This window comes from Clostridium niameyense (genome assembly GCF_001243045.1).
GTDB classification, from domain to species: domain Bacteria; phylum Bacillota; class Clostridia; order Clostridiales; family Clostridiaceae; genus Clostridium_F; species Clostridium_F niameyense.
On sequence record NZ_LN849007.1, the window covers coordinates 132,241 to 157,457 of the forward strand.

Consider the following 25,217-nt stretch of genomic DNA (forward strand, 5'->3'; position numbering starts at 1 on the left):
TATTTTTATGAAAATTGCTGAGATAACTAGTGATAATAACGGACAAATGGTAGAGTTTAGTGCATTAGTTAACGATAAGAAAACTAATTATAAAAAGGATGGGAATCCATACATATTATTAATATTACAAGATAATACAGGAAGTATAGCTTTCCCAGTATGGGATCATTATGACCATCTAAATAATTTTTTAAAAGTAAATTCTCCTATAATTGTTAATGGTATTGTAGCTACTTTTAATGGAAATATTCAGATAAGAAATCCTGTTTTTAAAGCTTATTCAGATAAGGTGAATTATTCAGACTTTGTACCAGAATATAGTATACCTCAACATTTAATTGATTATTTTAATGAAACAGTAAATAATTTAGAGGAAAAGTATAGAAAGTTAGCTATAGCTGCTACAGGAGCTATGGGATATAATGAAGAAAGGTGGCAAGCTTTTATTACTGGTGTAGCTGCAGAAAAGTTTCATGGTAATAAAAGAGGAGGGTTATTTCTTCATACTATAGGAGTTATGAAAACTATGGAAGGAATAATAGAAAATTATATAACTAGCCCTTTTTACATGAGTGCTGAAAATTGTATAGTAAAAGATAGGTTAATGCTTAAAGCTATTGTTCATGACATTATGAAAATAAAGGAATATGAATATAATGGCATAATTAAAAGGAAACATATAAAATTAGATCATTTAGTTATGGGAGCTTCCTATATAGTAGAAATTAATAAAGAATTAGGAGATATTATATCAGAAGAAGAATTAGATGATATTTGTTATTCAATATTATGCCATCATGGAGAATTTGGTAATTTTCAGCCTAAAACTATAGAGGATATATTATTAAATTCAGCTGACATAATAGATAGTCAAATAGTAAATGCTATAGAGAATAAGATATAATAAATCTTGTGTTTATCACAAGATTTATTTTTTTATGCATTTAGCCGAAATTTGCAATTAATCCTCAAAAAATAGTGTTTTAATGATATAATATATACAATAATTAAAGCTTTAAAGGAGATAATTATGAAAGGTAAAACACATGCGGCAGTTGGGGTTACGACATTCTTCCTTATATATGACAAAATACCTGGAAAATTTAGTTACATGGGTGTATTAATAGTATTCGTGGCTTCTTTACTGCCAGATATAGATCATCCCAAAAGTATATTTAATAAATATATATTACTATTTAAAAATAAGACTTCTAAATTAGCTTTCTATAGTTGTGCTGGAATATTAGTATTATGGTATGATTATCTTTATACAAGGGAGCCTGGTATAAAGGCACTAGGTATAATGCTTTTATTAGTAGCAATATCTTCTCATAGAAATGGATTAACCCATAGTTTAATGGGGATGATTCTATTTTCTTTTTTGGCAGGATACATAGGAAATATGTATAATATACATTATATAGTATATTACTGTATGATAGGGTATGGAAGTCATTTACTTTGTGATATGGCAACCAATAGAGGTATACCTTTATTGTATCCTTTTAATAATAAAAAATTTAAATTACCATTGACCTATAAAACTAATTCTAAATTAGGTACATTAATAGAAACTATATTGACTACATGTGTTTTATTTTTTACAATATATAAATTACCTATAATTTTTCCAAAGTAGTAGGGGTGATTATGTGTTCGATTTTCAATATCAGCTAAAGAATATTCCAGATAAACCTGGTGTTTACCTTATGAAAAATACTTTAGGAGAAATTATTTACATCGGAAAAGCTAAAGTTTTAAAAAATAGGGTAAGACAGTATTTTCAAAAATCAAAAAATCATTCAGAAAAGGTTAAAGCTATGGTAAGTCATATTTGTGAATTTGAATACATAGTTACAGATTCAGAGATGGAGGCTTTAATTCTTGAATGTAATCTAATAAAAAAATATAGACCTAAATATAATATTTTGTTAAAGGATGATAAACATTATCCTTTTATAAAAATTACTATAACAGAGGATTTTCCAAGAGTAATATCTACTAGAAAATTAATAAAAGATGGCAATAAATATTTTGGACCTTATGTGGATGGATATTCTGTTAGAGAAATAATAGAGACTATTAAGAAGATATTTCCTATAAGAAATTGTAGAAAAGTTATAAAGGAAGGAGAAAAAATAACTAGACCTTGTCTAAATTATCATATAGGTTTATGTAAAGCTCCTTGTGTAGGATATATAAGTAAGAAAGAATATAGAGAAATTATAGATAATGTTATAAAGTTGCTTTCAGGTAAACATTTAGATGTAGTAGATAAATTAAAAAAAGATATGAAAAAAGCAGCTGAAAACTTAGAGTTTGAAAAAGCCGCATCTATAAGAGATAAATTATATTTGATAGATAAGATATCTGAAAAGCAAAAAATTATATTAAATAATTTTCAAAATGAGGATTATATAGCATTATATAGTGACCATAAGGACACGTGCATACAAGTATTTTTCTTAAGAAATGGCAAGATTATTGGAAGAGAACACTTTATTATAGAAAATACTTTTGACTTAGAAAAAGGAGAGATAATATCTAACTTTATAAAAGAATTTTATGGTGGCACAGCTTTTATTCCTAAATCTATATATACATCTTATATTAATGAATGTGAATTGCTAGAACAATGGCTTACTATGAAAAAAGATAGTAAGGTTAATATTAAAATAGCCCAAAAAGGGGAAAAGAAAAAAATTATTGATTTAGTAGAGAAAAATGCAAAAACAACTTTAGAGAATTTTAAAATAAAATATTTACAAGATAAACAAATGTACAATAATCTTTTAAAGGATTTACAAAATATTTTGAATTTAAAAAATGAACCTAATAGAATAGAAGCTTTTGATATATCTAACATGCAAGGAATGGATTCTGTTGGTAGCATGGTAGTATTTGAAGATGGAAGAAGTAAACCTAGTGATTATAGAAGATTTAAAATAAATACAGTAGAGGGACCTAATGATTATGAAAGCATGAGGGAAATGCTTATAAGAAGATTCCAACATGGCTTAGATGAAGTTAAAGCTATACAAGATAGAAATCTTTCTTTAAGTGGTGGGAGATTTTGTGTATTTCCAGACCTAATATTAATGGATGGCGGAAAAGGGCAAATTAATATAGCTTTAGAGGTTTTAGATGAGTTTAATATACATATACCAGTATGTGGTATGGTAAAAGATGATAATCATAGAACAAGGGGAATTATATACAATAATGAAGAAATTATATTAGACAAATATTCTAGTATAATGAAGTTTATAACTAGAATTCAAGATGAAGTACATAGGTTTGCTATAACCTATCATAGAACTTTAAGAAATAAAACTGCTATACATTCAATTTTAGATGACATACCTAATATAGGTATAACTAGAAAAAAGCAACTTCTGAAGAACTTAGGAAGTATAGAAAATATAAAAAGCGCTACTTATGAAGAACTTCTAAAAGTTCCTTCTATAGATAAAAGAGCGGCTAGTAGCATAATAAATTTTTTTAATAAGAATACGAAATAAAAAATTATATTAATGAAATTTATGATATAGATTGGATATATTAATAGATAGTTATTAATGGAGGTTTTAAAATGAAATACGTAGTAGATACCCACACACATACTATAGTAAGTGGTCATGCATATACAACTCTTTTAGAAAATGTTCAGGAAGCTTCTAATATTGGATTAAAGGTATTAGGAACCACAGAACATGGTCCAAGTATGCAAGGGGCACCAGATTTAATGTATTTTAGAAATTTTAAAGTTATACCCAGAAAATTAAAAGGTGTTATTTTGCTGAATGGATGTGAGGCAAATATTATAGATTTTAATGGAATGATTGATATACCAGATTATATACAGAAAAGATTAGATATTATTATTGCTAGTCTTCATGATATTTGTATAAAGCCTAGTAGTCGAGAAGAAAACACAAAAGCTCTCCTAAAAGCTATGGAAAATCCATATATAGATATATTAGGTCATATTGGTAATCCATCTTTTCCAATATACGAAGAAGAGGTAGTTAAAACAGCAAAGGAAAAGAACGTATTGATAGAAATAAATAATGGATCTTTTATTTCAAGAAAAGGCAGTGAAAAAACTTGCAGAAAAGTAGCCACTTTATGTAAAAAATATAATGTTAATGTTATATTAGGTACAGATTCCCACTTTTGTTCTCAAATAGGAAGATTCCCTAAAGCTGAAGAAATGTTGAAAGAGATAAGCTTTTCGGAAGAACTTATAATGAATACGAACGAAGAAAAAATATTAAAGTATCTAAAGAAAAAAGGAAAGTTAAAAAATATAAACCTTGATTAACATTTAAGCATACATTATACTAAGAAGGGTGTTTAAATTAGTAATCTAATATTCAAGGAGAATGTGTTATGAACCAATATAAAAGTTTTAGTAAAGATTTTGAGAATATAGTTGGAATTAATAATATTTTTATAGATGAACCTATGAAGAAGCATACTTCATTTAAAGTAGGTGGTCCAGCAGACTTTTTAATACTTCCTACAAATTTTCAGCAAGTTAAGGATTGTATAGTATTGTGTAAGAAAAATAACATACCTTATTATATTATTGGTAATGGTTCTAATTTATTAGTTAAGGATGCTGGAATAAGAGGAGCAGTAATAAAATTTTGTCGTTTAAAAAATATAAGATTAGAAGAAAACAAACTAATTGTTGATAGTGGAACAGCTCTAACTAGTGTTTGTAACTTTGCTTTAAGACATAATTTAGGAGGACTTGAATTCGCCTGTGGTATTCCTGGAAGTGTTGGTGGAGCCGTTACTATGAATGCAGGGGCTTACAACGGAGAGATATCTCAAGTTATTGAAAGCGCTAAAGTTATAGATAAAAATGGTGAAATAATAACTTTGACTAAAGAAGAATTAGAATTAGATTATAGAATGAGTGCTATTCAAAAATATGAATACATTGTATTAGAAGTAACTTTTAGATTACATAATGGTGAATATGATAAGATAAGAAATAGGATAGTAGATTTAAATAAAAGAAGAAGAGAAAAACAACCATTGGAATATCCTTCAGCGGGAAGTACATTTAAAAGACCAGAGGGATATTTTGCAGCAAAACTTATAGATGATACAGGCCTTAAAGGGGTTACTATAGGTGGAGCACAAGTATCTGAGAAACACTCAGGTTTTATAGTAAATAAAGGAAATGCTACTGCAAAAGATATACTAAATCTTATAGAGTTTGTACAAGAAAAAGTAAAAGAAAGGTTTGGTATTGATCTTCATACAGAAGTTAGAATAATAGGTGAGGAAGAATAAATTATTTTTCTTCACTTAATTTATAGGGGATAAAGTAGTCCTAATTTAATTAAATTTATTATTTTGAATAAAAAGGGAGGTCATATTTAACATGGCTTCCCTAGTTTATTGTTGATGATCTATATGATATAATTGTATAAAAATAATGTTTATTAATTAGTAAAAAACCTAATTTAAATGGAGGGACAAAATGAGGTTCGTTATAGTTACAGGACTATCTGGTGCAGGCAAAACTCAGGCTATAAGAAGTCTAGAAGATTTAGGATTTTTTTGTGTGGATAATCTTCCACCTACATTAATACCTAAGTTTGCAGAAGCATGTTATCAAACAGAGGGGAAGATTAAAAAAATTGCTTTAGTTATTGATATTAGGGGAGGTAAGTTTTTTGATGACTTATTTCAAACATTAAATTACCTGAAGCTACAAGGTTATAAATATGAGATATTATTTTTAGATGCGTCGGATGAGGTTCTTATAAAAAGATTTAAGGAATCTAGGAGAAAGCATCCATTATCTCCAGACGGAAGAATATTAAATGGAATATCTATGGAAAGAAATAAATTAAGAGAAGTTAAGGATAGAGCAGATAATATTATAGATACATCTAATTTAGCTACTAGGGAACTTAGAGAAGTTATGAGCAAAATATATGCTGAAGAAGGACAAATTGAAACGCAACTTATAATAACTGTAGTTTCTTTTGGATTCAAGTATGGAATTCCATTAGATTCAGATTTACTTTTTGATGTTAGGTTTTTGCCTAATCCTTATTATATTTCAGAATTAAAAAAATACTCAGGGAAAGAACCACCAGTAAAAGACTATGTAATGAGTTTTGATGTTACTAAAAATTTTGTAAATAAATTGGAGGATATGTTAGAGTTCTTAATACCTAACTATATAAAGGAAGGTAAAAGACAACTTATTATTTCTATAGGATGTACTGGTGGAAGACATCGTTCTGTGGCCATTGCTAATGCTATATATGAAAGATTAAAAAATAAAGAACATAAAGTTAATATTGACCATAGAGATATTAATGAAGATATAAATAAGGGTGGTAAAAAGCTATGAAGCTAATGGACTGGTTAAGGCCAGGAATAAAAGTTAAAAGGTGGATACTATTAGCAGTAATGGGAATACTGCTAATAGTTTTTGGAATGTTAGAATTTGTTAGAAATAAGTTTTATAATGTTTATTATATAGCTTTTTATGTGTTTTTAATATTATCTGGAATATTTGTACTATATGTATCTGTGACGCAAGGAATGAAGTCCATTATTGCACTTATAAATAAGGGATATTTAAATATGTCTTTAGACTCTAAAAAGTTAGAAAACTTAATATATGAAAAAAGATTATTGGTCAAAGGTCCTAAAATAGTTGCAATTGGTGGAGGTACTGGATTGTCTACTATGTTAAGAGGACTTAAATACTATACATCAAATATAACAGCTATAGTTACAGTAGCAGATGATGGTGGAGGTTCTGGTGATTTGAGAGAGGATCTTGGAATGTTACCCCCAGGAGATATACGAAATTGTATATTATCATTATCTGATACAGAACCTTTAATGGAGGATTTACTTCAGTATAGATTTACAGATGGTAGACTTAAAAATCAAAGCTTTGGTAATTTATTTCTTGCTGCTATGGATGGAATATCTAATAATTTTGAAGAAGCTATTCAGAAAGTGAGTTCTGTATTAGCTGTTACGGGCAAGGTTGTACCAGTAACTTTAGAGAATATAGTATTAAAGGCTAAATTAAAAAATGGAAAAATTGTTGAAGGAGAATCTAATATTCCAGAAGAAAGTCTAAAAAGTAATAGTAAAATAGAAAAAGTATTTATAGAACCTAGTAATGCAAAAGCTTTAGAAGAAGCTGTAGAGGCTATAAAAGAAGCAGATGCTATAATTTTAGGACCGGGTAGTTTGTACACTAGTGTTATTCCTAATTTACTAATAAAGGATATAAATGAAACATTACAGAAAAGTAAAGCGCTAAAAATATATATATCTAATATAATGACACAACCAGGGGAAACGGATAATTATAAAGTATCAGATCATATAAAAGCTATTTTCAGTCATTGTGGAGGTAAAGTTATTGATCATGTAATAGTAAATGTAAGTAAAATAGATGATAATTTAAAAGAAAGATATACTGAAAAAAAATCTCATTTAGTTGCAATAGATGAAGAAAATATAAAGCAATTAGGAGTTAATATTATAGGTGGAGATTTTATGAAAGTAAAAGATGGGCTTATAAGGCATAATTCAGAAAAACTTGCATCTATACTTATAGAAACTATTATGGATAAGAAATTATTATACGATAGAAAAAAAATAATAGAGTATTTCTACTTGTCTGAAAGGTTAAAGGAAAATAAGGATAAATAGAGGTAATGAAATATGTCTTTTTCACTAAAAGTTAAAAATGAAGCATGTAAATATATAAATATGAGCAAAACAGAGGCTGTAGCTGAATTAGCAGCTATTATGAAAGTAAGTGGTACACTGCTTTTTAGTAATAGGCAATTTAATTTTAAAATAACTACTGAAAATCCGGCAATAGCTAGATTAGTTTTTAAATTATTAAAAAAGTATTTTAGTATTCACACTGAAATAATGATTAAAAAAAATAATTCTTTAAAGAAAAATAATTTATACATTATTCTAATATCGGAAGAAGCAGGGGTTAAAGAACTGTTAAAAGAAGTAGGAATAATAAATGAAAGTATAAATGTATTTGCATTAGATTATAAAATATCTAATAAAATTATAGACTCTGATAACTGCAAAAGGGCCTACATAAGAGGTGCATTTTTAGGAGGAGGAAGTATTAGTAATCCTGAAAAGACTTATCATTTAGAATTTGTAACTCATAATGAGGACTATGCTAAGGATTTGAGCTCTCTTATAAACCTATATAATTTAAATTCAAAAGTAATAAAGAGAAAGAATAGTTATATAGTTTATTTAAAAGAGGGGGAACAAATAGTTGATTTACTAAATATAATTGGGGCTCACTCTTCTTTATTAGAATTTGAAAATATAAGAATAATGAAAGAAATGAGAAATAATGTTAATAGATTAGTTAATTGTGAAACTGCTAATCTAAGCAAAACGGTTAATGCGGCAGTAAGGCAAGCGGAAAGTATTAAGCTTATCGAGAAAGAGATAGGTTTAGGAAGACTACCTAAAAATTTAAGAGATATAGCTGAACTTAGAATAAAATATCCAGATGAATCTTTAAGAGAATTAGGTAAAATGTTAAATCCACCAGTGGGAAAATCAGGAGTCAACCATAGACTTAGAAGAATTGAAAAAATAGCAGAAGAATTGAGAAAAGGAATTTAAAACATTTGAGGATGGTTTATATGGAGAATAACAATTTAAATGAAAATAAACCTAAATGGGTAAGTTTGCATCAACATACGGAATACTCACTTTTAGATTGCTCAGCTAAAATTCCTAACATTATATCTAGGGCTAAAGAACTAGGAATGGATAGTATAGCTATAACTGATCATGGTGTTATGTATGGATGTGTGGACTTTTATAAAGAGGCTATAAAGCAAGGGGTAAAACCTATTATTGGTTGCGAAGTTTATGTAGCTCAAAAGTCTTTATATATAAAAAAACAAGATAGAGACAATGATACTTATCATTTAGTCTTATTAGTAAAAAATGAAGTTGGATATAATAATTTAATGAAGATAGTATCTAGAGCGTCAATAGAAGGTTTTTATTATAAACCAAGAACAGATCATGAATTTTTAAAACAACATAGCGAGGGTTTAGTAGCTCTTAGTGCTTGTTTAGGAGGAGAAATTCAATCTTATATATTAAAAGGTAATAAAGAAAAAGCTAAAAAAATTGCTTTAATGTATAAAGATATTTTTAAAGAGGATTTTTATTTAGAATTACAATATCATGGAATTCCTGAACAGTTAAAAGTTAATGATGAATTAGTTAAAATGTCTAAAGAGTTAGATATACCATTAGTGGCTACTAATGATGTTCATTACATAAAAAAAGAGGATTATAAATCACATGATATATTACTTTGTATTCAAACAGGTAAAACTGTAGATGAAGAAAATAGGATGAAATATCCCTCAGACCAATTTTATTTAAAATCTCCAGAAGAAATGTATGAAATGTTTTCATATGTTCCTGAAGCTTTAGATAATACAGTTAAGATTTCTCAAAAATGTAATTTTAATTATAATTTTCATGAATCCAAATTGCCTAAGTTTCCCTTAGATGAAAATATAGATCAGTTTGCTTATTTAGAACAAATTTGTTTTGAAGGTTTATTTTCTAGATATGATATCTTTAGACAATTTTTAAATAAACCATATGATTTGAATAAAATCATTAGCTTCGGAGAAAAAAATAAAGATGCTAAATTATTAATAGATAGACTTAACTATGAACTTTCTATAATAAAACAAATGGGTTATGTAGATTATTTTCTTATAGTATGGGATTTTATAAGATTTGCTAAGGAAAAAAATATAATGACAGGTCCAGGAAGAGGATCTGCAGCTGGGTCTTTAGTTGCTTATACTTTAGGTATTACTAAAATAGATCCTATAAGATATAATCTAATATTTGAAAGATTTTTAAATCCTGAACGTATATCTATGCCAGATATAGATAGTGATTTTTGTTATGAAAGACGTGGAGAAGTTATAGATTATGTAGTAGAAAAGTACGGAGAAAATAATGTATCCCAGATAGTAACCTTTGGAACGATGGCAGCTAGAGCTTGTATAAGGGATGTAGGAAGAGCAATGAATTATGCTTATGCTGAGGTAGATAGAATAGCTAAAATGATACCTACTATATTAAATACAAGTGTAACTATAGATAAGGCTTTAGAATTAAATCCAGAATTTAAAGCTGCCTATGATAATGAAGAAAGAGTAAAAGAATTAATAGATATAGCAAGAGCGTTAGAGGGACTTCCAAGACATACATCTACTCATGCGGCAGGGGTGGTTATAGCTTCTAAACCTTTAGTAAATTATGTGCCACTTCAAAAAAATGAGGATAATATAGTAACTCAATTTACCATGGGAACATTAGAGGAATTAGGACTTTTGAAAATGGATTTTTTAGGTCTTAGAACCCTTACAGTAATGAGAGATGCGGTAAATTTAGTTAAAGAAAACAAGGGAATAGATATTGATTTAGATAAAATAGACTTTGATGACAAAGAAGTATATAAAATGATAGGAGAAGGAAAAACCGTGGGGGTTTTCCAATTAGAGTCTGCCGGAATGACTTCCTTTATGAAGGAGCTAAAACCTGATTGCTTAGAAGATGTAATAGCGGGTATAAGTTTATACAGACCAGGTCCAATGTCAGAAATTCCAACTTATATAGAAAATAAAAAGAATCCTGAGAATATTAAATATGAAACAGAAAAGCTTAAATCAATATTATCTGTAACCTATGGTTGTATAATATATCAAGAGCAGGTAATGCAAATAGTTAGGGAATTAGCTGGGTATTCTATGGGACGTAGTGATTTAGTAAGACGTGCCATGTCTAAGAAAAAGCATGATGTTATGGAAAAGGAAAGAAAAAATTTTATATATGGTAACGAAAAAGAAAGTGTTAAAGGTTGTATAAAAAATGGAATAACTGAAGATGTGGCCAATAACCTTTTTGACTCCATGATGGATTTTGCATCCTATGCTTTTAACAAATCACATGCTGCAGCTTACGCAGTAGTAGCTTTTGAAACAGGATATTTAATGAAATATTATCCTACAGAATTTATTGCTGCAATGTTAAATAGTGTTAAGGGAGATAGTGATAAAGTAGCCTTTTACACAAGATTTGGTGAAGGTTTAGGCATTGAGATAGTGCCACCTAGCATAAATGAAAGTTTTTCTAAATTTACTGTTAAGGATAATAGGATAATATTTGGATTGTCTGCAGTAAAAAATGTAGGAAGTAAAGCAATAGAAAATATAACTAAAACTAGGGAGGAAAAGGGTAAATTTAAGGATTTACTTGATTTCTTCAATAAAGTTGATATTTCAGTTATAAATAAAAGATTAGTTGAAAGCTTAATAAAAGCAGGAGTTTTTGATTGCTTTAATATATATAGGTCTAAAATGCTGGCAGTGTATGAAAAAATAATGGAAGGTATTCAAAGTCAAAAAAGAAAGAATATAGCTGGGCAAATTAATTTTTTTTCAGATGTTATGAAAGACAGCATTACTAATATAGATATAAAATATCCAGATATAAAAGAGTTTGATAAAAAACATATGCTTTTTATGGAAAAGGAAATGACAGGAATTTATTTTACAGGACATCCTTTAGAGGAGTATGAACAAACCCTCAAAATGCAAACTTCTGTTAAAATATCAGATATCACAACTAGTGAATCTCTAGAAGGGGAAGTAGTACAAAATTTATCTAAGATAAAAGATGGAGATAGAGTTATAATAGGAGGAATAATTACTTCTGTAAATAAAAAGGTAACAAGAAATAATGATATGATGGCATTTATTACCATAGAGGATTTATATTCAAGTATAGAAGTAATTGTATTTCCTAAGACATTTATAAATTATAAGAGTTTAATAACAGAAGACGAGGTTGTTATACTTAAGGGTAGAGTAAGTATAAGAGAGGAAGAACAACCTAAAATATTATGTGAAGTTATAGAACCACTTATTAAAATAGATGCAAAAAAATTATATATTCTTGTAGAGGATGAGAAAGTTATGAAAAGTGGTATTTCGAATATAAAGGCTTTTCTTATTAACAATAGAGGAAACATTCCTGTATATTTTTGTACTAAACAGGGAAGAAAAAAATATAGACTAGATAGAGAACTTTGGATTAATGAAGATAGTGATATTTTGTCTTATTTAAAACAAAATTTTGGAGAAGAAAATGTCAAAATAATTTAATTCTTTTATATAAGTAAAACTTTTAAATCTGTATATATAAATAAGTATTAGGAAAAAATAGATATTATCCTAATACTTTATTTATGTATAAACATGTATAAAAAATATATAACTTATGATATAATTAAAAATATAAAAGAGGTAAAAATATTATGTTTATAGTATAACTGGGACTAAAATAGTCCCACCGGTCATAGGAGGTATTTAGCGTGAAAACAATAGCCGTATTAACAAGTGGAGGAGATGCTCCTGGAATGAATGCAGCCATAAGAGCTGTAGTAAGAACTGGCTTAGACAAGGGTTTAAGAGTAATGGGAATACAAAGAGGATATAATGGCCTTATAAACGGAGAAATTATCCAAATGGATAGAAACAGTGTTTCAGATATTATACAAAGAGGCGGAACTATATTAAGAACTGCTCGTTGCGAAGAATTTAAGACAGAACAAGGAAGAAAAAAAGCAGTTAGTATTTTAAAGGCTTTTGGTATTGATGGGTTAGTAGTTATTGGAGGAGATGGATCTTTCCATGGAGCTCAACTTTTATCTAAATTAGGTATAAATACTATTGGTTTACCTGGAACTATAGATAATGATTTAGCATACACAGATTTTACAATAGGATTTGATACTGCTATAAATACAGTATTAGATGCAATAAATAAATTAAGAGATACATCTACATCTCACGAGAGAGTAAGTGTAGTAGAGGTAATGGGAAGAAACTGTGGAGATATAGCTTTATATACAGGTGTTGCAGGTGGAGCAGAGAGCATAATAATACCTGAAAAAGACTATAATCCAGATGAATTATGCAAAACAATATTAGAAGGTAAATTAAGAGGAAAGATGCATAATCTAATATTATTAGCTGAAGGTGTTGGTGGAGCTAATGAGCTTGCTAAATATGTAGAAGAAGTTACAGGAATAGAAACAAGAGCTACAATATTAGGACATATACAAAGAGGTGGAAGTCCAACATGTATGGACAGAGTATTAGCTTCAAGAATGGCATATAATGCTGTGGAATTGTTAATGGAAGGAAAATCATCAAGAGTAGTTGGAATAAAAAATGGCCAAATTACAGATATGGATATAAATGAGGCATTATCCATTAAGGGAAAATTTGATAAAAAACTCTATGAAATAGCGTCTGTACTGTCCTATTAATAAAGTATTGTATTGAGGAGGAATTTTTATATGCAAAAAACTAAAATGATATTCACTATAGGACCTGCTAGTTCTAGTGAAGATATTGTATCAAAACTAATAGAAGCTGGTATGAATGTATCTAGACATAATTTTTCTCACGGTAGCCATGAAGAACATAGAGAAAGAATGATGATGATTAAAAAACTAAGAGAAAAATATAATAAGCCAATAGCTATTATGTTAGATACTAAAGGACCAGAAATTAGGACAGGAAATTTCTCAAAGGACAAGGTTGAGTTAAAAGAAGGATCAAAATTCACTGTATATTGCGGAGAAGATATATTAGGTGATGAAACTAAATGTTCTATAACTTATACTGACTTATATAAAGATGTTAAGGCTGGAGACAAAATACTTATAGATGATGGACTAGTTGAATTAGAGGTTAAAAATGTAGAAGGAACTAATATAGAAACTGTAGTTAATAACTCAGGTTTTGTATCAAACCATAAAGGTGTAAATGTTCCTGGAGTTTCAATATCACTACCAGCAGTTACAGAAAAAGATATAGATGATTTAAAATTCGGATGTGAAATTGGAGTAGATTTAATTAGTGCATCTTTTATAAGAAAAGCATCTGATGTATTAGCAATAAGAAAAATATTAGAAGAAAATAACGGAAAAGATATACAAATAATATCTAAGATAGAAAACCATGAAGGTGTAGAAAATATAGATGAAATCATTAAATTCTCAGATGGAATAATGGTTGCGAGAGGGGATATGGGAGTTGAAATTCCTATAGAAGAAGTTCCTATTATCCAAAAGAGAATAATTGAAAAATGTAATAAAGAAGGTAAACCTGTAATTACAGCTACTCAAATGCTTGATTCTATGATAAGAAATCCAAGACCTACAAGAGCAGAAGCATCAGACATAGCTAATGCTATATTTGATGGTACAGATGCAATAATGTTAAGCGGAGAATCTGCTAATGGTAAGTATCCAGTAGAAGCTGCAAGAACTATGTCTAGAATTGCTCAATCAGTTGAAAGTAGATTAAATTATGAAGCAATATTAGCTAAAAAAAGACAAGGACATATATTAAATGTACCTAATGCTATAAGTCTTGCCACTTGTTCTACAGCAGCAGAATTAAATGCTACAGCTATAATTACAGCAACTCAAAGTGGTCATACTGCAAAAATGGTTTCAAAATATAGACCTCAATGTTCAATTATAGCAGTAACTCCAAACGAAAAGATAGCAAGAAATCTTGCTTTAAATTGGGGTGTTGTACCTGTATTAACAGAGAAATTTAATTCTACAGATGAACTTATAGAAAAATCAGTCAACATAGCTTTAGAATCTTCTTACATAAAGAAGGGAGATTTAGTTGTAATAGCAGCAGGAATACCAGTTTCATATTCAGGAACAACTAACATGCTTAAGGTTCATATAGTAGGAGATATATTATCTCAAGGAAGAGGTTCAGGAAACGGACCAACTTATGGTACAGTAAAAGTAGTAAATAACCCTAGAGAGGCAGAAGAAGTTGTAGAAAATGATGATATATTAGTAATAAAAAATTTAGATAAAGATTATTTATCTGTATTAGATAGAGTAGCTGGTATAGTAGCAGAAGAAGGTGGAGTAACTTCTCATTTGGCTGTAGAATGTATGGCTAGAGATATACCATTTATAGTTGGTGCTGGCGGAGCTACAGAAGTTTTAAAAACTGGAACATATGTAACATTGGATACAACAAGAGGTACTATTTATAGTGGAAGAGCTAATGTAGTATAATTTAATAAAAAAAATATTGCAATTAGTATAGTAAATGATGTATAATAAAAAAATATGTGTCTAGAATAGAAATAGAAAATAATAGGCAACTGATCTTTTTTGCACCCTTTAAAGGGTGTTTTTTTATTTATGAATATATTTTTTCTCTTGATAAAAACTAATATATAAATTTATTATATTAACTCAGGAGGAGAATATATGGGTAATTTAGTTTGTGATGCAAATAATTGTAGACATAATTTAGATGGATGTTGTACAGCAGAAGCTATAGAAGTTGAAAGTAGAAATGCAGATAAGGATACTGAGTGTAAAACTTTTGCACAAAAAGATTTGATGGAATCCACAAGCAGATTTTTTAATGTAAATTTAAAAGAGGGATATAAAGATATGTTTAGTGGTCAATCTCCTGATATGAGTCCAGATATAAGATGTGAAGCTTATCAATGCAAATATAATTCTAATAGACTTTGTACGGCTGATAATGTTGAAATAATAGGAGATATGGCAGGGACTAGCTCCGATACAAAATGTGAAACTTTTCAATTACAAAGGTAATATATAGTTTTATATTAGTATAAATTAAATGTTATAAGGGAGGTTAAGATTTTAAATGTTTATATATCTCATTTAAATAAAACCACCCTTTTTGTTGGTTCTTTTATAAATCAATTGTTGTTAATGTTTCTTTGTATTATAATGGGTAATATGTTTATAATAAATTCTTATAATGAGGAGATGCCATGAAAAAAAATATACCAGTTGAAAAAAATAAAGAATATACTTTAGAAATTACATCAGTAGGTTTTGGTGGAGAAGGTATAGGAAAAATAGATGATTTTACTATATTTGTGCCTTATGCTCTAAAGGGAGAAAGGGTTACTATAAAGATTGTAAAAGTAAATAAAAGATTTGCTTTTGGAAAAGTTATAAAAAGAATTGTTTCTTCTGAAGAAAGAGTAGAAGAAGTATGCCCTATATATAAAAAATGTGGTGGATGTCAAATACAACATTATTCCTATAATGCTCAACTTAAGTTAAAAAAACAAAGGGTTATAGATGTGTTAGAGAGAATAGGTAAAATAGATACATCTAAAATAGAGATAAATGATACTATAGGTATGATAAATCCCTATAGATATAGAAATAAAATACAAATGCCAGTAAGAGAAGAAAAAGGGAAGTTAAAAATAGGTTTTTATAAGGAAAGAAGCCATGAAGTAGTGGATGTAGATAAGTGCTTTATACAAGATAAGGTGGCAGATGAGGTAATTAACATAACAAAGAATTGGATGGAAAAGTATAATATTTCTGCATATAATGAAGAAAAAAATAAGGGACTAGTAAGACATATAATGGTTAGAAAGGCCTTTAAGACTAATGAGATAATGGTAGTGTTAGTTACTAGTTGTCATGATTTGCCCCACAAAGATGAGTATATAAGGGACGTTTTAGATAAATTAACCAATGTAAAGTCTATAATTCAAAATATTAATTCAAGCAATACTAATGTGATATTAGGTAAGAAATGTATAACTTTATGGGGCAAAGATACCATAACAGATTATATAGATAAATTTAAATTTAATATTTCTCCACTATCATTTTTTCAAGTAAATCCAATTCAAACAGAAATTTTATATAAAAAAGCCTTAGAATTTGCAGAGTTAACTGGAGAGGAAACAGTTTTTGATGCTTATTGTGGTACAGGTACTATATCATTATTTCTGTCTCAAAAAGCTAAAAAAGTGTGTGGGGTTGAGATAATAGAGGAAGCTATAGAAGATGCTAAGAAAAATGCAATACAGAATAATATAAATAACACAGAGTTTTTTGTGGGAAAATCTGAAGAGATAATACCAGACTTAATAAAAGAAGGAATAATACCAGATATAGTAGTAGTAGATCCTCCAAGAAAGGGTTGTGAAAAAAATTTATTAGAAGCTATAGCAGCTGTAAATCCTAAAAGGATCGTATATGTATCTTGTGATCCAGCAACTTTAGCTAGAGATTTAGCTATATTAGAAGGCATGAATTATAGAGTAAGTGAAGTACAACCAGTTGATATGTTTCCACAAACGGCTCATGTGGAGACGGTAGTAAAGATGTCAAGAATAGATAAATAAAAGTGCTTAAAGCACTGATAAATAAAGGGTTTCTGAGATTAGAAGTGAAACTATCAATCTTGTGGTGGTTGGCTTTTGATTCGGAAATCCTTATTTTTATTATAATAGCATTAATAATATTGATTATTTATTCAATAATTAACAGTAACATAAAATCAAAAAAATTTTCAAACCTTATTTGAATAAATGAAAAAAATATCTAAAGTAAGTATGACAAACAGAAATGATGGTAAATCTGTTTCAACTAGTTATAAAATTAAAATCACTATGCTAAATAATGAAAATTATACTAAATCATTAGATTAAGGAATTAGAGACGGTAGTAGTTTTGGATATACTTTTTATATAAGAAATAGGACTATTTTAGAAATAGTTGATAGTGGGGATAGAATAAGAATAAAGCTAATTATTTACTTCAAATAAATTACTTAATCTAAAGTTATATTCAGTTGTGGAAAATCAATTTTTAAAATTAACCAAGTTAAGCAAGTAATATTAAAAACAATAACTCTATAAGGAATGAAATTTGAAAAAAAATACTAAAAATCAAAGGCTAATTATAGAAAAGAGGCTTGCATTAATTTACTTGGATATTATTTGAAAAATTTAATGTAGAGAATAAACTTAGGTTGTTGTATAATTTAATTAAGGAAATAAATGTATTATTTAACATTTAATTCATAAAAGTTATTTAACAATCTAATATTAATTGATTAAGTTATAAATAAATTAATTTTTGTTGCTTAATCATTATTTAATTTTGGGAAAATGATAAAATATATTAATTATAATAGGGGGGATTTAATGTGATAGACGTATATGAAGAAATTTATAAAGTGAAAGAAAAAGGACAAGAAGTAGTAGTTGTAACAGTAATACAAAGAAAGGGCCATGGGCCTGCAAATGTAGGGAAAAAACTTTTGGTTTATCCAAATGGGGAAAAAAAAGGAACTGTTGGTGGAGGAGAATTAGAGCATCTAGCTATAGAAAAAGCTAAAGCAGTTATGAAAACAAAAAAGCATTGCATGCAAAGTTATGATTTTACAGGAAAAGTAAATGCTAAAGATGTTATAAACACAGATATGATTTGTGGAGGACTTGTTACATTGTATTTTGAATATATACCTGTAAGTGAGAGAGTATATATATTAGGAGCAGGTCATGTTGGAAAGTGTTTAGCAGATGTTTTAGCTAGGTTAGATTATAAAACTACAGTTATAGATGATAGAGAGGAGATAGCAGAAGAGGTTAATAAAAACCATGAAGTTTTAGTTGGAGATTATGAAGAAGAAATAAAAAAGTTAGATATTAAAGAAGGAAGCTATATTGTAATTACTGGCTATACCCATGAAGTAGATTATAAAATTTTAAAGTCAGTATATGAGAAAGAGTGTAAGCCTAAATACATTGGAATGTTAGCCTCAAAGGTTAAGGGGAATTTCATGATTGATAAATTAAAGAATGAATTAAATAAAGAATTAAATAAAGAATTAAATAAAGAATTAGATTTAAGTATTCTTCATGCACCTATAGGATTAGATATTGGTGGTGATAAACCAGAAGAAATAGCAATATCTATACTAGCTGAAATACAAGCAATAAGATACGATAAAAAAGGAAATAAACATATGACACAAAAATGGACTGAAAAGTAATTTAAGTGATCATCAAAATTATAAAATTTATCCAAACGATAAAATCAGTTATTTATATAATAATCAAGTCATTTAATATATTTAGACGAAAAAATATTATCAATGTAATAACAAAGGGAATATTTATCAGGAGGAGATGACTTAGATAACAGGAATAATTAAGTATATGACGTTGGCAGGAATAATGTTTAAATTATAATAAAAGACTAAATAACTTAATTTTTGCAAAATAAAAAGTTGATTTGGCAAGATTGTGAAAAAATAAATATGGCATATTTATTCTCTTTGTATTATAAAAAAAATTATCCTTAAAGAAGTCGATAAATCACTAGTGTTTAATATAATTACTACAATCATATAGTAAAGGAGTTCCAGAGATTATAATTGTATCTAATACTAAACTTCATGATAGAACTAAGATGAAAGAACTTATTACAGAAAACAACTGTATATATGTCTTTGATAAAGGCTATGTTGACTATAAAAAGTTTGATGAGTCTAGTAATAAAGGAACAATTTATTATACGATTAAAAGATAATGCTGCATATCTGAAGTAAGCAGCCTTGAAATAACTTATTCTGACGTTACTTTATTAGATAATTCTATAAATATTATTGAAGATATTGTTTGTTATCTTGGTACAGAAGATATTAATATGACAAAAAAGATGTATAATTATAACTAAAAACTATAAAAATCCGCAAGCTATCACTATTCAGATAAGTCTGTCCTTTATCCCTGGAATATCATTTTACAATATATTAATTTAGGAAATTTATTATAAAAACTAAGTATCATATAATTGTTAATAGAAATACTTTCTAAAAATTAAACACTAGTGTAATATTTTATAGAATTAAATATATTTTATAATTTATCAAGCTTCATTTTAATAATAAAAAAGATTATGTTATTCTTCTCCTCTTAATACATATTTTATGGCTTTACTTATTTCCTCATAACTTGTACATCTACATACATTACTCGAAAGCCATTCCTTTATAATTTCATCACTAGCATTAGGATGAGCATTTATTAGTCCCTGACAATTCATAATGAATCCACATGTACAAAATCCACATTGAAAACCTGTTTTTTCTACAAATGCTTTTTGAATCGGAGTATCTTTTAACCCTTCTACAGTTGTTATTTTTTTACCTACTGCTTCTACAGCTAACATTATACACGATTTAATAGGAAGACCATTTACAAGTACTGTACATGCTCCACAATCTCCATTTTCACAGGCTGCTTTTGCTCCAGTTAATCCAAGTTTATTTCTAATAACATCTAATAAAGTATCTGCTGGTCTAACAATAACTCTTCTTTTTTCACCATTAATATCTAATTTTAAATTAACAAATTCCCCATACTTAACCATTAGATCACTCCTTCTAATTCATTCAGTATGTCCATAAGAGTATTAGTTACAACAAATTTTTTATATTCTGATGATCCTTCAATATCACTAGTTATTTTATGCGGAATAGCTTTTACGGCATTTTTTATTCGTTTATCTTTAGAGAGTTCTTTATTACTCAAATTTTTATTAACTTCACTTGAGTAAAATGGGAAATTAGTTAAACCACTAAAAGCTACTCTAATTTCATCTCCTTTTTTTAGTGCAGCTATTGTTACTAATGGATAATTTACATTACCTATTTTTGTGATTTTTTTAGATGTATTAGGCAGATTTATATAAGTTTTATCTATTTCAAAATTAACAATAAACTCTTCCTTGTCTATGTTAATTTTATTTGTAAAATTTTTGTTAATGCTTTCTAATCGTATACCTCCTTTACTGGCTATAGTTATATTTGCATTACTTAGCATAAGAGGAAGGATAGCTTCTTTATAAACTATTTTTCCACATATATTTCCACCCAAAGTTACTTTATTTCTTACCGTTAAATCTGCAACACCCCTTGAAGTTTTACTAAGTAAAGGAAATATAGTATTATTTGCAATATTGGTTAAAGTCAATGAAGCACCTATAATTATTTTGTCTTTTTCATTACTTATAATATTACATTGTGGAATGCCCTTTATATCTATAACCCCTTTAGTTTTAAGGCTATTCTTTCTTGCAAAGGTAATAATTTCAGTTCCACCATTATAATATATTGGTTCTTTTTTATCTTTATACAATTTTTGAAAAATCTCTATAGCTTCACTTATAGAATGTGCTTTATAATACTCAAAATTAAATGGGATCATTTTCTTACCTCCATTTTTTCTTTCCAAAGATTTTCAGGTGTTAATGGTAATTTATTTATTTTAACTTGAAGTATATTAGAAAAACAATTACCAAGAGCTGCAGGCATGCCCAGTATTCCATGTTCGCTAATTGATCTAGTTCCATAGGGCATCTCATCATTAGGTATTTCAATAAATTCTGCAATATACTCTGGCTGCTCTCCATACCTAATTGTTTTATATAATCTTAAATCATGATTTAAAACAATACCTTTATCATCAAATATATAATTTTCTCTAGTTGCCCAACTTATACCCATACACATTCCTCCTGTAATTTGCCCTCTATCAATTTTAGGATTAATTACCCTTCCAGCATCAATTACCGTAATAGCTTTTAGTACTCTATATTGGAAAGTTCTTGTATCAAGTTCTATCTTCACAGCTTGAGCTCCTACTGTCCAAGACATTCCTGGTGATCCTTTACCTGTGTTAGGATTTAAATAAGTAAGTCCTCTTGATATATAACTACCTCTACCTATAACTTGACCGCAAATTGCGTTTCCATTAGGATATGTGTATCCTAATGCAATATCTTTTATATTAACATAAACTTTTTTATTACCCTTTAAAAATACTTTGCCATTTTCCAAGTCTAAATCTTCTTCTAAACACCTTAAAACTATAGAAGCAGTTTTTTTAAGCTGTGTTATTGCATCATCTACTGCATTTAAAACAGCTCTTCCAACTAATAGCATACTTCTACTAGCAGCTGTTTTCCAAGTGTTTGGACTACTTTGTGTATTAACTTCCATAATAATGTTTATTTTATTAATCTCCATTTTAAATTTTTGTGCTACTATTTGTGCTATATTTGATTTTGTTCCTTGACCAATTTCTACAACTGGACAATTAATATTAATACTACCATCACTATTAAAAGTTAAAATGGCACCTCCTCCCGCATTAGTAGGAGTTGTTGAGCTTTTCCAAAAACAGCTTATACCTGTTTCTATTACTTTATTATTTTTTGTAATTACTTTATCATTTTCACTATTAGCTAATATAGTCTATAGTTTTTCAATGCATTTAGAAAGAGAACCTAGATTACTTCTTGTAAGTTTTTGCTGAGTTGGACTTGTATCTCCAGGTTGTATGGCATTTTTAAATCTCAATTCTAATGGATCCATATTAAGTTTATTAGCTAATATATCCATAGTCCTTTCTATGGCAAAAGTATATTCTCCATGACTAAACCCTCTAAAAGAAGTGGCATATGGATGATTTGTATACATACAGAAGGAGTCACAATAAACATTTTCAATATTGTATGGTCCAGTACAATCGCATGCAGCGGCCATGCTCATTCTTACAGCTCTATCCGAATAGGCTCCACCATCAAAAAAATACGAAATTTCTGCTGCTTTTAAATGTCCATTCTCTGTACATCCTAGCTTAACCTTTGCCTCTAATCCTATATGATCTGGTGAAGTTACCATATCCTCTTCTCTTGTATTAGTAATCTTAACTTTTCTTCCACCTACTGCTTTAGATGCTAAATATCCTATAAATTCAAGCATAGTAGGTGTTTTACCTCCAAAGGCTCCCCCTACAAAAGGTGCTTTAACAGTTATTTTGCCTGAATCAATATTAAAAACATAAGCAAGATCTTTAGCAACAGTAAAGGGACCTTGAGTAGATGATTCAATAATAACTTTATTATCTCGAGTTATTTCAACAATACAGGAATGTGTTTCCATGGCCACATGATCTGACTGAGGGATATAATAATTCTCTTCTACAATGACTTCACTTTCTTTCCATCCCTTATCCATAATTCCTTTTCTTATTTTAGTCAAATTTGCAATATTAGTATTATTTTCAGGATAGACTTGTGATATAATTTTATATTCACTAATATGTTCATGCACCAATGCATATTTAGGATTTTTAGCCTCTTTTATAGAATTAACAACCTTTAAAGGTTCATATTCAACTTCAACTAAACTTTTTGCCCTTAAAGCTTCTTCATAAGTATTAGCAACAATAACAGCAACTACTTCTCCAAAATATCTTACCTTATCTATAGCTATAACTGGTCTATCTTCAATACTTCCACCAGTTAGATAAGGATAATCCTTTCCTATAAGAATAGCTCTAACTCCTTCACTATTTAAAGCTCTCTTTGTATTAATTGACTTTATATTTGCATGGGCATACTTACTAGTAACTAATGCAACATATAATAAATCAGGTGATATACTATCATTAGTATATTTAGCATTTCCAGTTGTTTTTAAAATTGCATCTTTTCTAACAAAATCTTTGCCTAATAGATTGAATTTTTTCATATATCCTCCGATAGATTACTTTAATCATTAATATATATATTAAACTGCAATATATATATGAACAAATAACAAAAGTCCTTATTTTGATGTTTTTTTAATTTTTAATGTTTTTAGTTAACTAAACTTTATACACTATATAAAAAAGATTAAATGCTCAATATAATATTTTACTTAAAGTTTTGAATTTGGATAACATAAAATAAAAATAGTTATGTGGTATTTATATGCACTTGTTAATATTTATCCATTTTCGATACGCACTATAATATGAATTCAGAGAAGATAGATAATAGTAAAACATATTTACGGATTGGAAAATTAAAAAATAAAAAAAGTACGGCAAGATAATTCATTTTTGTGTATAATTTATTTATGATAATATTGAAAGAATAAATAAATTATAAAGGTAGGAATGAATCATGAATAAAAGTATGGAAATGATGAGAAAACTTATTGAAGAAAAGAAGAAAAAAGGATCAAATACCAAAAATAATAATAGACCTAAAAAAAGTATGGGCTGCGCTCAAAAGGGAAGAAGAAGTAGTAATGGTGGGGGACTCTTTGATAAGTAATAAAATACTGGTAGCAATATCTAATTGCTACCAATACTTATTTAAAAGTTTTAATAAATTTTATTTATAGGGATTTAAATTTTTTATTTATATAAAGTTATATCGAATATTTTATCTATAGGAGCATCAATTCCTTTATCACCAGCAGATGGAGCTACTTTTACTATATTAATACCACCTTGATTCATTTGATTTTCTAATTTAATAGTACCCTCCTTAAATTGTTTAGGAGCCACTTTATAGTTATCAACTAATTGGTATCTTAAAATTACCTTATCCTTGTCAGAAGGACTATATGAAATTTTTGTAGTGCTTTCAAATGAAGATTTAACTTGCTTATTATCCTTGAAATTCTTTGATATATTGAAATTTAAGTCAGCATTTAATTTAGAAGCTATTTTAGCTGAAGCAAATTTGTAATCTATACCAGCTCCTGCACTTACCTCACTTATAAGCTTTAATCCTAAAGCTTGTCCCATACCAAGTTCTTCATCTTGAGTAATACCTACAGTGTAAGTTTTATTTAATACATGACTAGAACCAGCAGGAAGATCTATAGTATCTATAAGCTTCCAATAAGTAGTCCTTTCAACGGAATTATTATTATAAAGGAAAGCTACCTTAAATAATGTATCTCCTCTATAGAAATCCTTATCTAATATTTCTTTTTTAGCCATATCAGTTATTTTTTTATCATGAAAATTGGTTTTATTTATAACAAATCCATTATTTAATATAATTGAAAAATCTCCGTCCTTTAAGGATAAGGAACTATCGTTCATAAATGCGTAGGCTCTTTTTAATGCTAACTCTGCATAGTTGATTTTACCTTGCTTAGATTTAAGAGCATCAAGTTTTATATCTACATATAACCAAGGATCTACTAAAGATACGTCTTTATCAATAGTTATTTGAGATTTAATCTTACCATCAACTACCGCAACTTTTTCTGTTGGAAGTGTAATATCTTTGTCATAGGCTTTAATTGCTGATATAGGGGCAGCTAGTAATACTCCACTTAATAATAATACTAATGCTGTTTTTTTCATAATTTCATCATCCTTTACTATATTGTTTTAATTCGGTTTATAAATTATTAATAGAA

Annotated in this window: 18 protein-coding genes and 1 pseudogene; 15 read left to right on the top strand and 4 right to left on the bottom strand. The window is 28.1% G+C overall.

The genetic code is table 11. The features are described from left to right. The first annotated feature begins 7 nt into the window (after positions 1–7). From BN1711_RS01730 to BN1711_RS01795, 14 genes are all read left to right on the top strand, one after another. Positions 8–904, top strand: coding sequence for an HD domain-containing protein (locus tag BN1711_RS01730; RefSeq protein WP_050606482.1), 897 nt, complete (start codon positions 8–10; stop codon positions 902–904). Between the two features lie 126 nt (positions 905–1,030). Next, positions 1,031–1,639: a metal-dependent hydrolase gene (locus BN1711_RS01735; protein ID WP_050606483.1), complete on the top strand. Its 609-nt coding sequence runs from the start codon at positions 1,031–1,033 to the stop codon at positions 1,637–1,639. 13 nt (positions 1,640–1,652) lie between these two features. Beyond that, positions 1,653–3,521 carry an excinuclease ABC subunit UvrC gene (uvrC, locus tag BN1711_RS01740; RefSeq protein ID WP_050606484.1) on the top strand — a complete coding sequence of 623 codons (1,869 nt, stop codon included), beginning with the start codon at positions 1,653–1,655 and terminating at the stop codon, positions 3,519–3,521. A 71-nt stretch (positions 3,522–3,592) separates the two neighbouring features. Then, positions 3,593–4,324, top strand: a complete 732-nt coding sequence (locus BN1711_RS01745) for a phosphatase (protein ID WP_050606485.1) — start codon at positions 3,593–3,595, stop codon at positions 4,322–4,324. 68 nt (positions 4,325–4,392) lie between these two features. Then, positions 4,393–5,310, top strand: coding sequence for a UDP-N-acetylmuramate dehydrogenase (murB, locus tag BN1711_RS01750; protein ID WP_050606486.1), 918 nt, complete (start codon positions 4,393–4,395; stop codon positions 5,308–5,310). Between the two features lie 190 nt (positions 5,311–5,500). After that, on the top strand, positions 5,501–6,385 hold the full coding sequence (gene rapZ / locus BN1711_RS01755; RefSeq protein ID WP_050606487.1) for an RNase adapter RapZ: 885 nt from the start codon (positions 5,501–5,503) through the stop codon (positions 6,383–6,385). Continuing rightward, on the top strand, positions 6,382–7,713 hold the full coding sequence (locus BN1711_RS01760; RefSeq protein WP_050606488.1) for a gluconeogenesis factor YvcK family protein: 1,332 nt from the start codon (positions 6,382–6,384) through the stop codon (positions 7,711–7,713). The genes rapZ and BN1711_RS01760 overlap by 4 nt, the downstream gene beginning before the upstream one ends. Before the next feature lie 12 nt (positions 7,714–7,725). Continuing rightward, positions 7,726–8,673 (top strand): DNA-binding protein WhiA, encoded by a 948-nt coding sequence (gene whiA, locus BN1711_RS01765; protein ID WP_050606489.1) that lies wholly within the window; start codon positions 7,726–7,728, stop codon positions 8,671–8,673. A gap of 20 nt (positions 8,674–8,693) precedes the next feature. Beyond that, positions 8,694–12,257, top strand: a complete 3,564-nt coding sequence (locus BN1711_RS01770) for a DNA polymerase III subunit alpha (RefSeq protein WP_050606490.1) — start codon at positions 8,694–8,696, stop codon at positions 12,255–12,257. A gap of 209 nt (positions 12,258–12,466) precedes the next feature. Next, entirely contained in the window at positions 12,467–13,426 is a 960-nt protein-coding gene (gene pfkA / locus BN1711_RS01775; protein ID WP_050606491.1) for a 6-phosphofructokinase, read from the top strand. A 30-nt stretch (positions 13,427–13,456) separates the two neighbouring features. Next, positions 13,457–15,214, top strand: a complete 1,758-nt coding sequence (pyk, locus tag BN1711_RS01780) for a pyruvate kinase (protein WP_050606492.1) — start codon at positions 13,457–13,459, stop codon at positions 15,212–15,214. A 198-nt stretch (positions 15,215–15,412) separates the two neighbouring features. Further along, a complete protein-coding gene (locus tag BN1711_RS01785; protein WP_050606493.1) occupies positions 15,413–15,769 on the top strand; it encodes a DUF1540 domain-containing protein in 357 nt (118 codons plus the stop codon). 185 nt (positions 15,770–15,954) lie between these two features. Beyond that, entirely contained in the window at positions 15,955–17,337 is a 1,383-nt protein-coding gene (gene rlmD / locus BN1711_RS01790; protein WP_050606494.1) for a 23S rRNA (uracil(1939)-C(5))-methyltransferase RlmD, read from the top strand. Between the two features lie 806 nt (positions 17,338–18,143). After that, the gene (locus tag BN1711_RS01795; protein ID WP_050606495.1) at positions 18,144–18,992 is read left to right on the top strand and encodes an XdhC family protein; all 849 of its coding nucleotides are present in this window, start codon (positions 18,144–18,146) and stop codon (positions 18,990–18,992) included. A gap of 911 nt (positions 18,993–19,903) precedes the next feature. On the opposite strand, the gene BN1711_RS01800 is transcribed toward BN1711_RS01795, so the two are convergent. The 3 genes and pseudogenes from BN1711_RS01800 to BN1711_RS01810 all read right to left on the bottom strand — a co-directional run bounded on the left by BN1711_RS01800 (position 19,904) and on the right by BN1711_RS01810 (position 23,540). After that, on the bottom strand, positions 19,904–20,374 hold the full coding sequence (locus BN1711_RS01800; protein WP_050606496.1) for a (2Fe-2S)-binding protein: 471 nt from the start codon (positions 20,372–20,374) through the stop codon (positions 19,904–19,906). After that, positions 20,374–21,210, bottom strand: a complete 837-nt coding sequence (locus BN1711_RS01805; protein ID WP_050606497.1) for an FAD binding domain-containing protein — start codon at positions 21,208–21,210, stop codon at positions 20,374–20,376. Before BN1711_RS01805 ends, BN1711_RS01800 begins: the two co-directional genes overlap by 1 nt. Continuing rightward, positions 21,207–23,540: pseudogene (locus BN1711_RS01810) on the bottom strand (xanthine dehydrogenase family protein molybdopterin-binding subunit). Before BN1711_RS01810 ends, BN1711_RS01805 begins: the two are co-directional and overlap by 4 nt. Before the next feature lie 419 nt (positions 23,541–23,959). Between BN1711_RS01810 and BN1711_RS12495 the strand changes: the two are divergent. After that, entirely contained in the window at positions 23,960–24,112 is a 153-nt protein-coding gene (locus BN1711_RS12495; protein ID WP_164995925.1) for a hypothetical protein, read from the top strand. 83 nt (positions 24,113–24,195) lie between these two features. On the opposite strand, the gene BN1711_RS01815 is transcribed toward BN1711_RS12495, so the two are convergent. Continuing rightward, a complete protein-coding gene (locus tag BN1711_RS01815) occupies positions 24,196–25,161 on the bottom strand; it encodes a hypothetical protein (RefSeq protein ID WP_050606498.1) in 966 nt (321 codons plus the stop codon). Between the last annotated feature and the right edge of the window lie 56 nt (positions 25,162–25,217).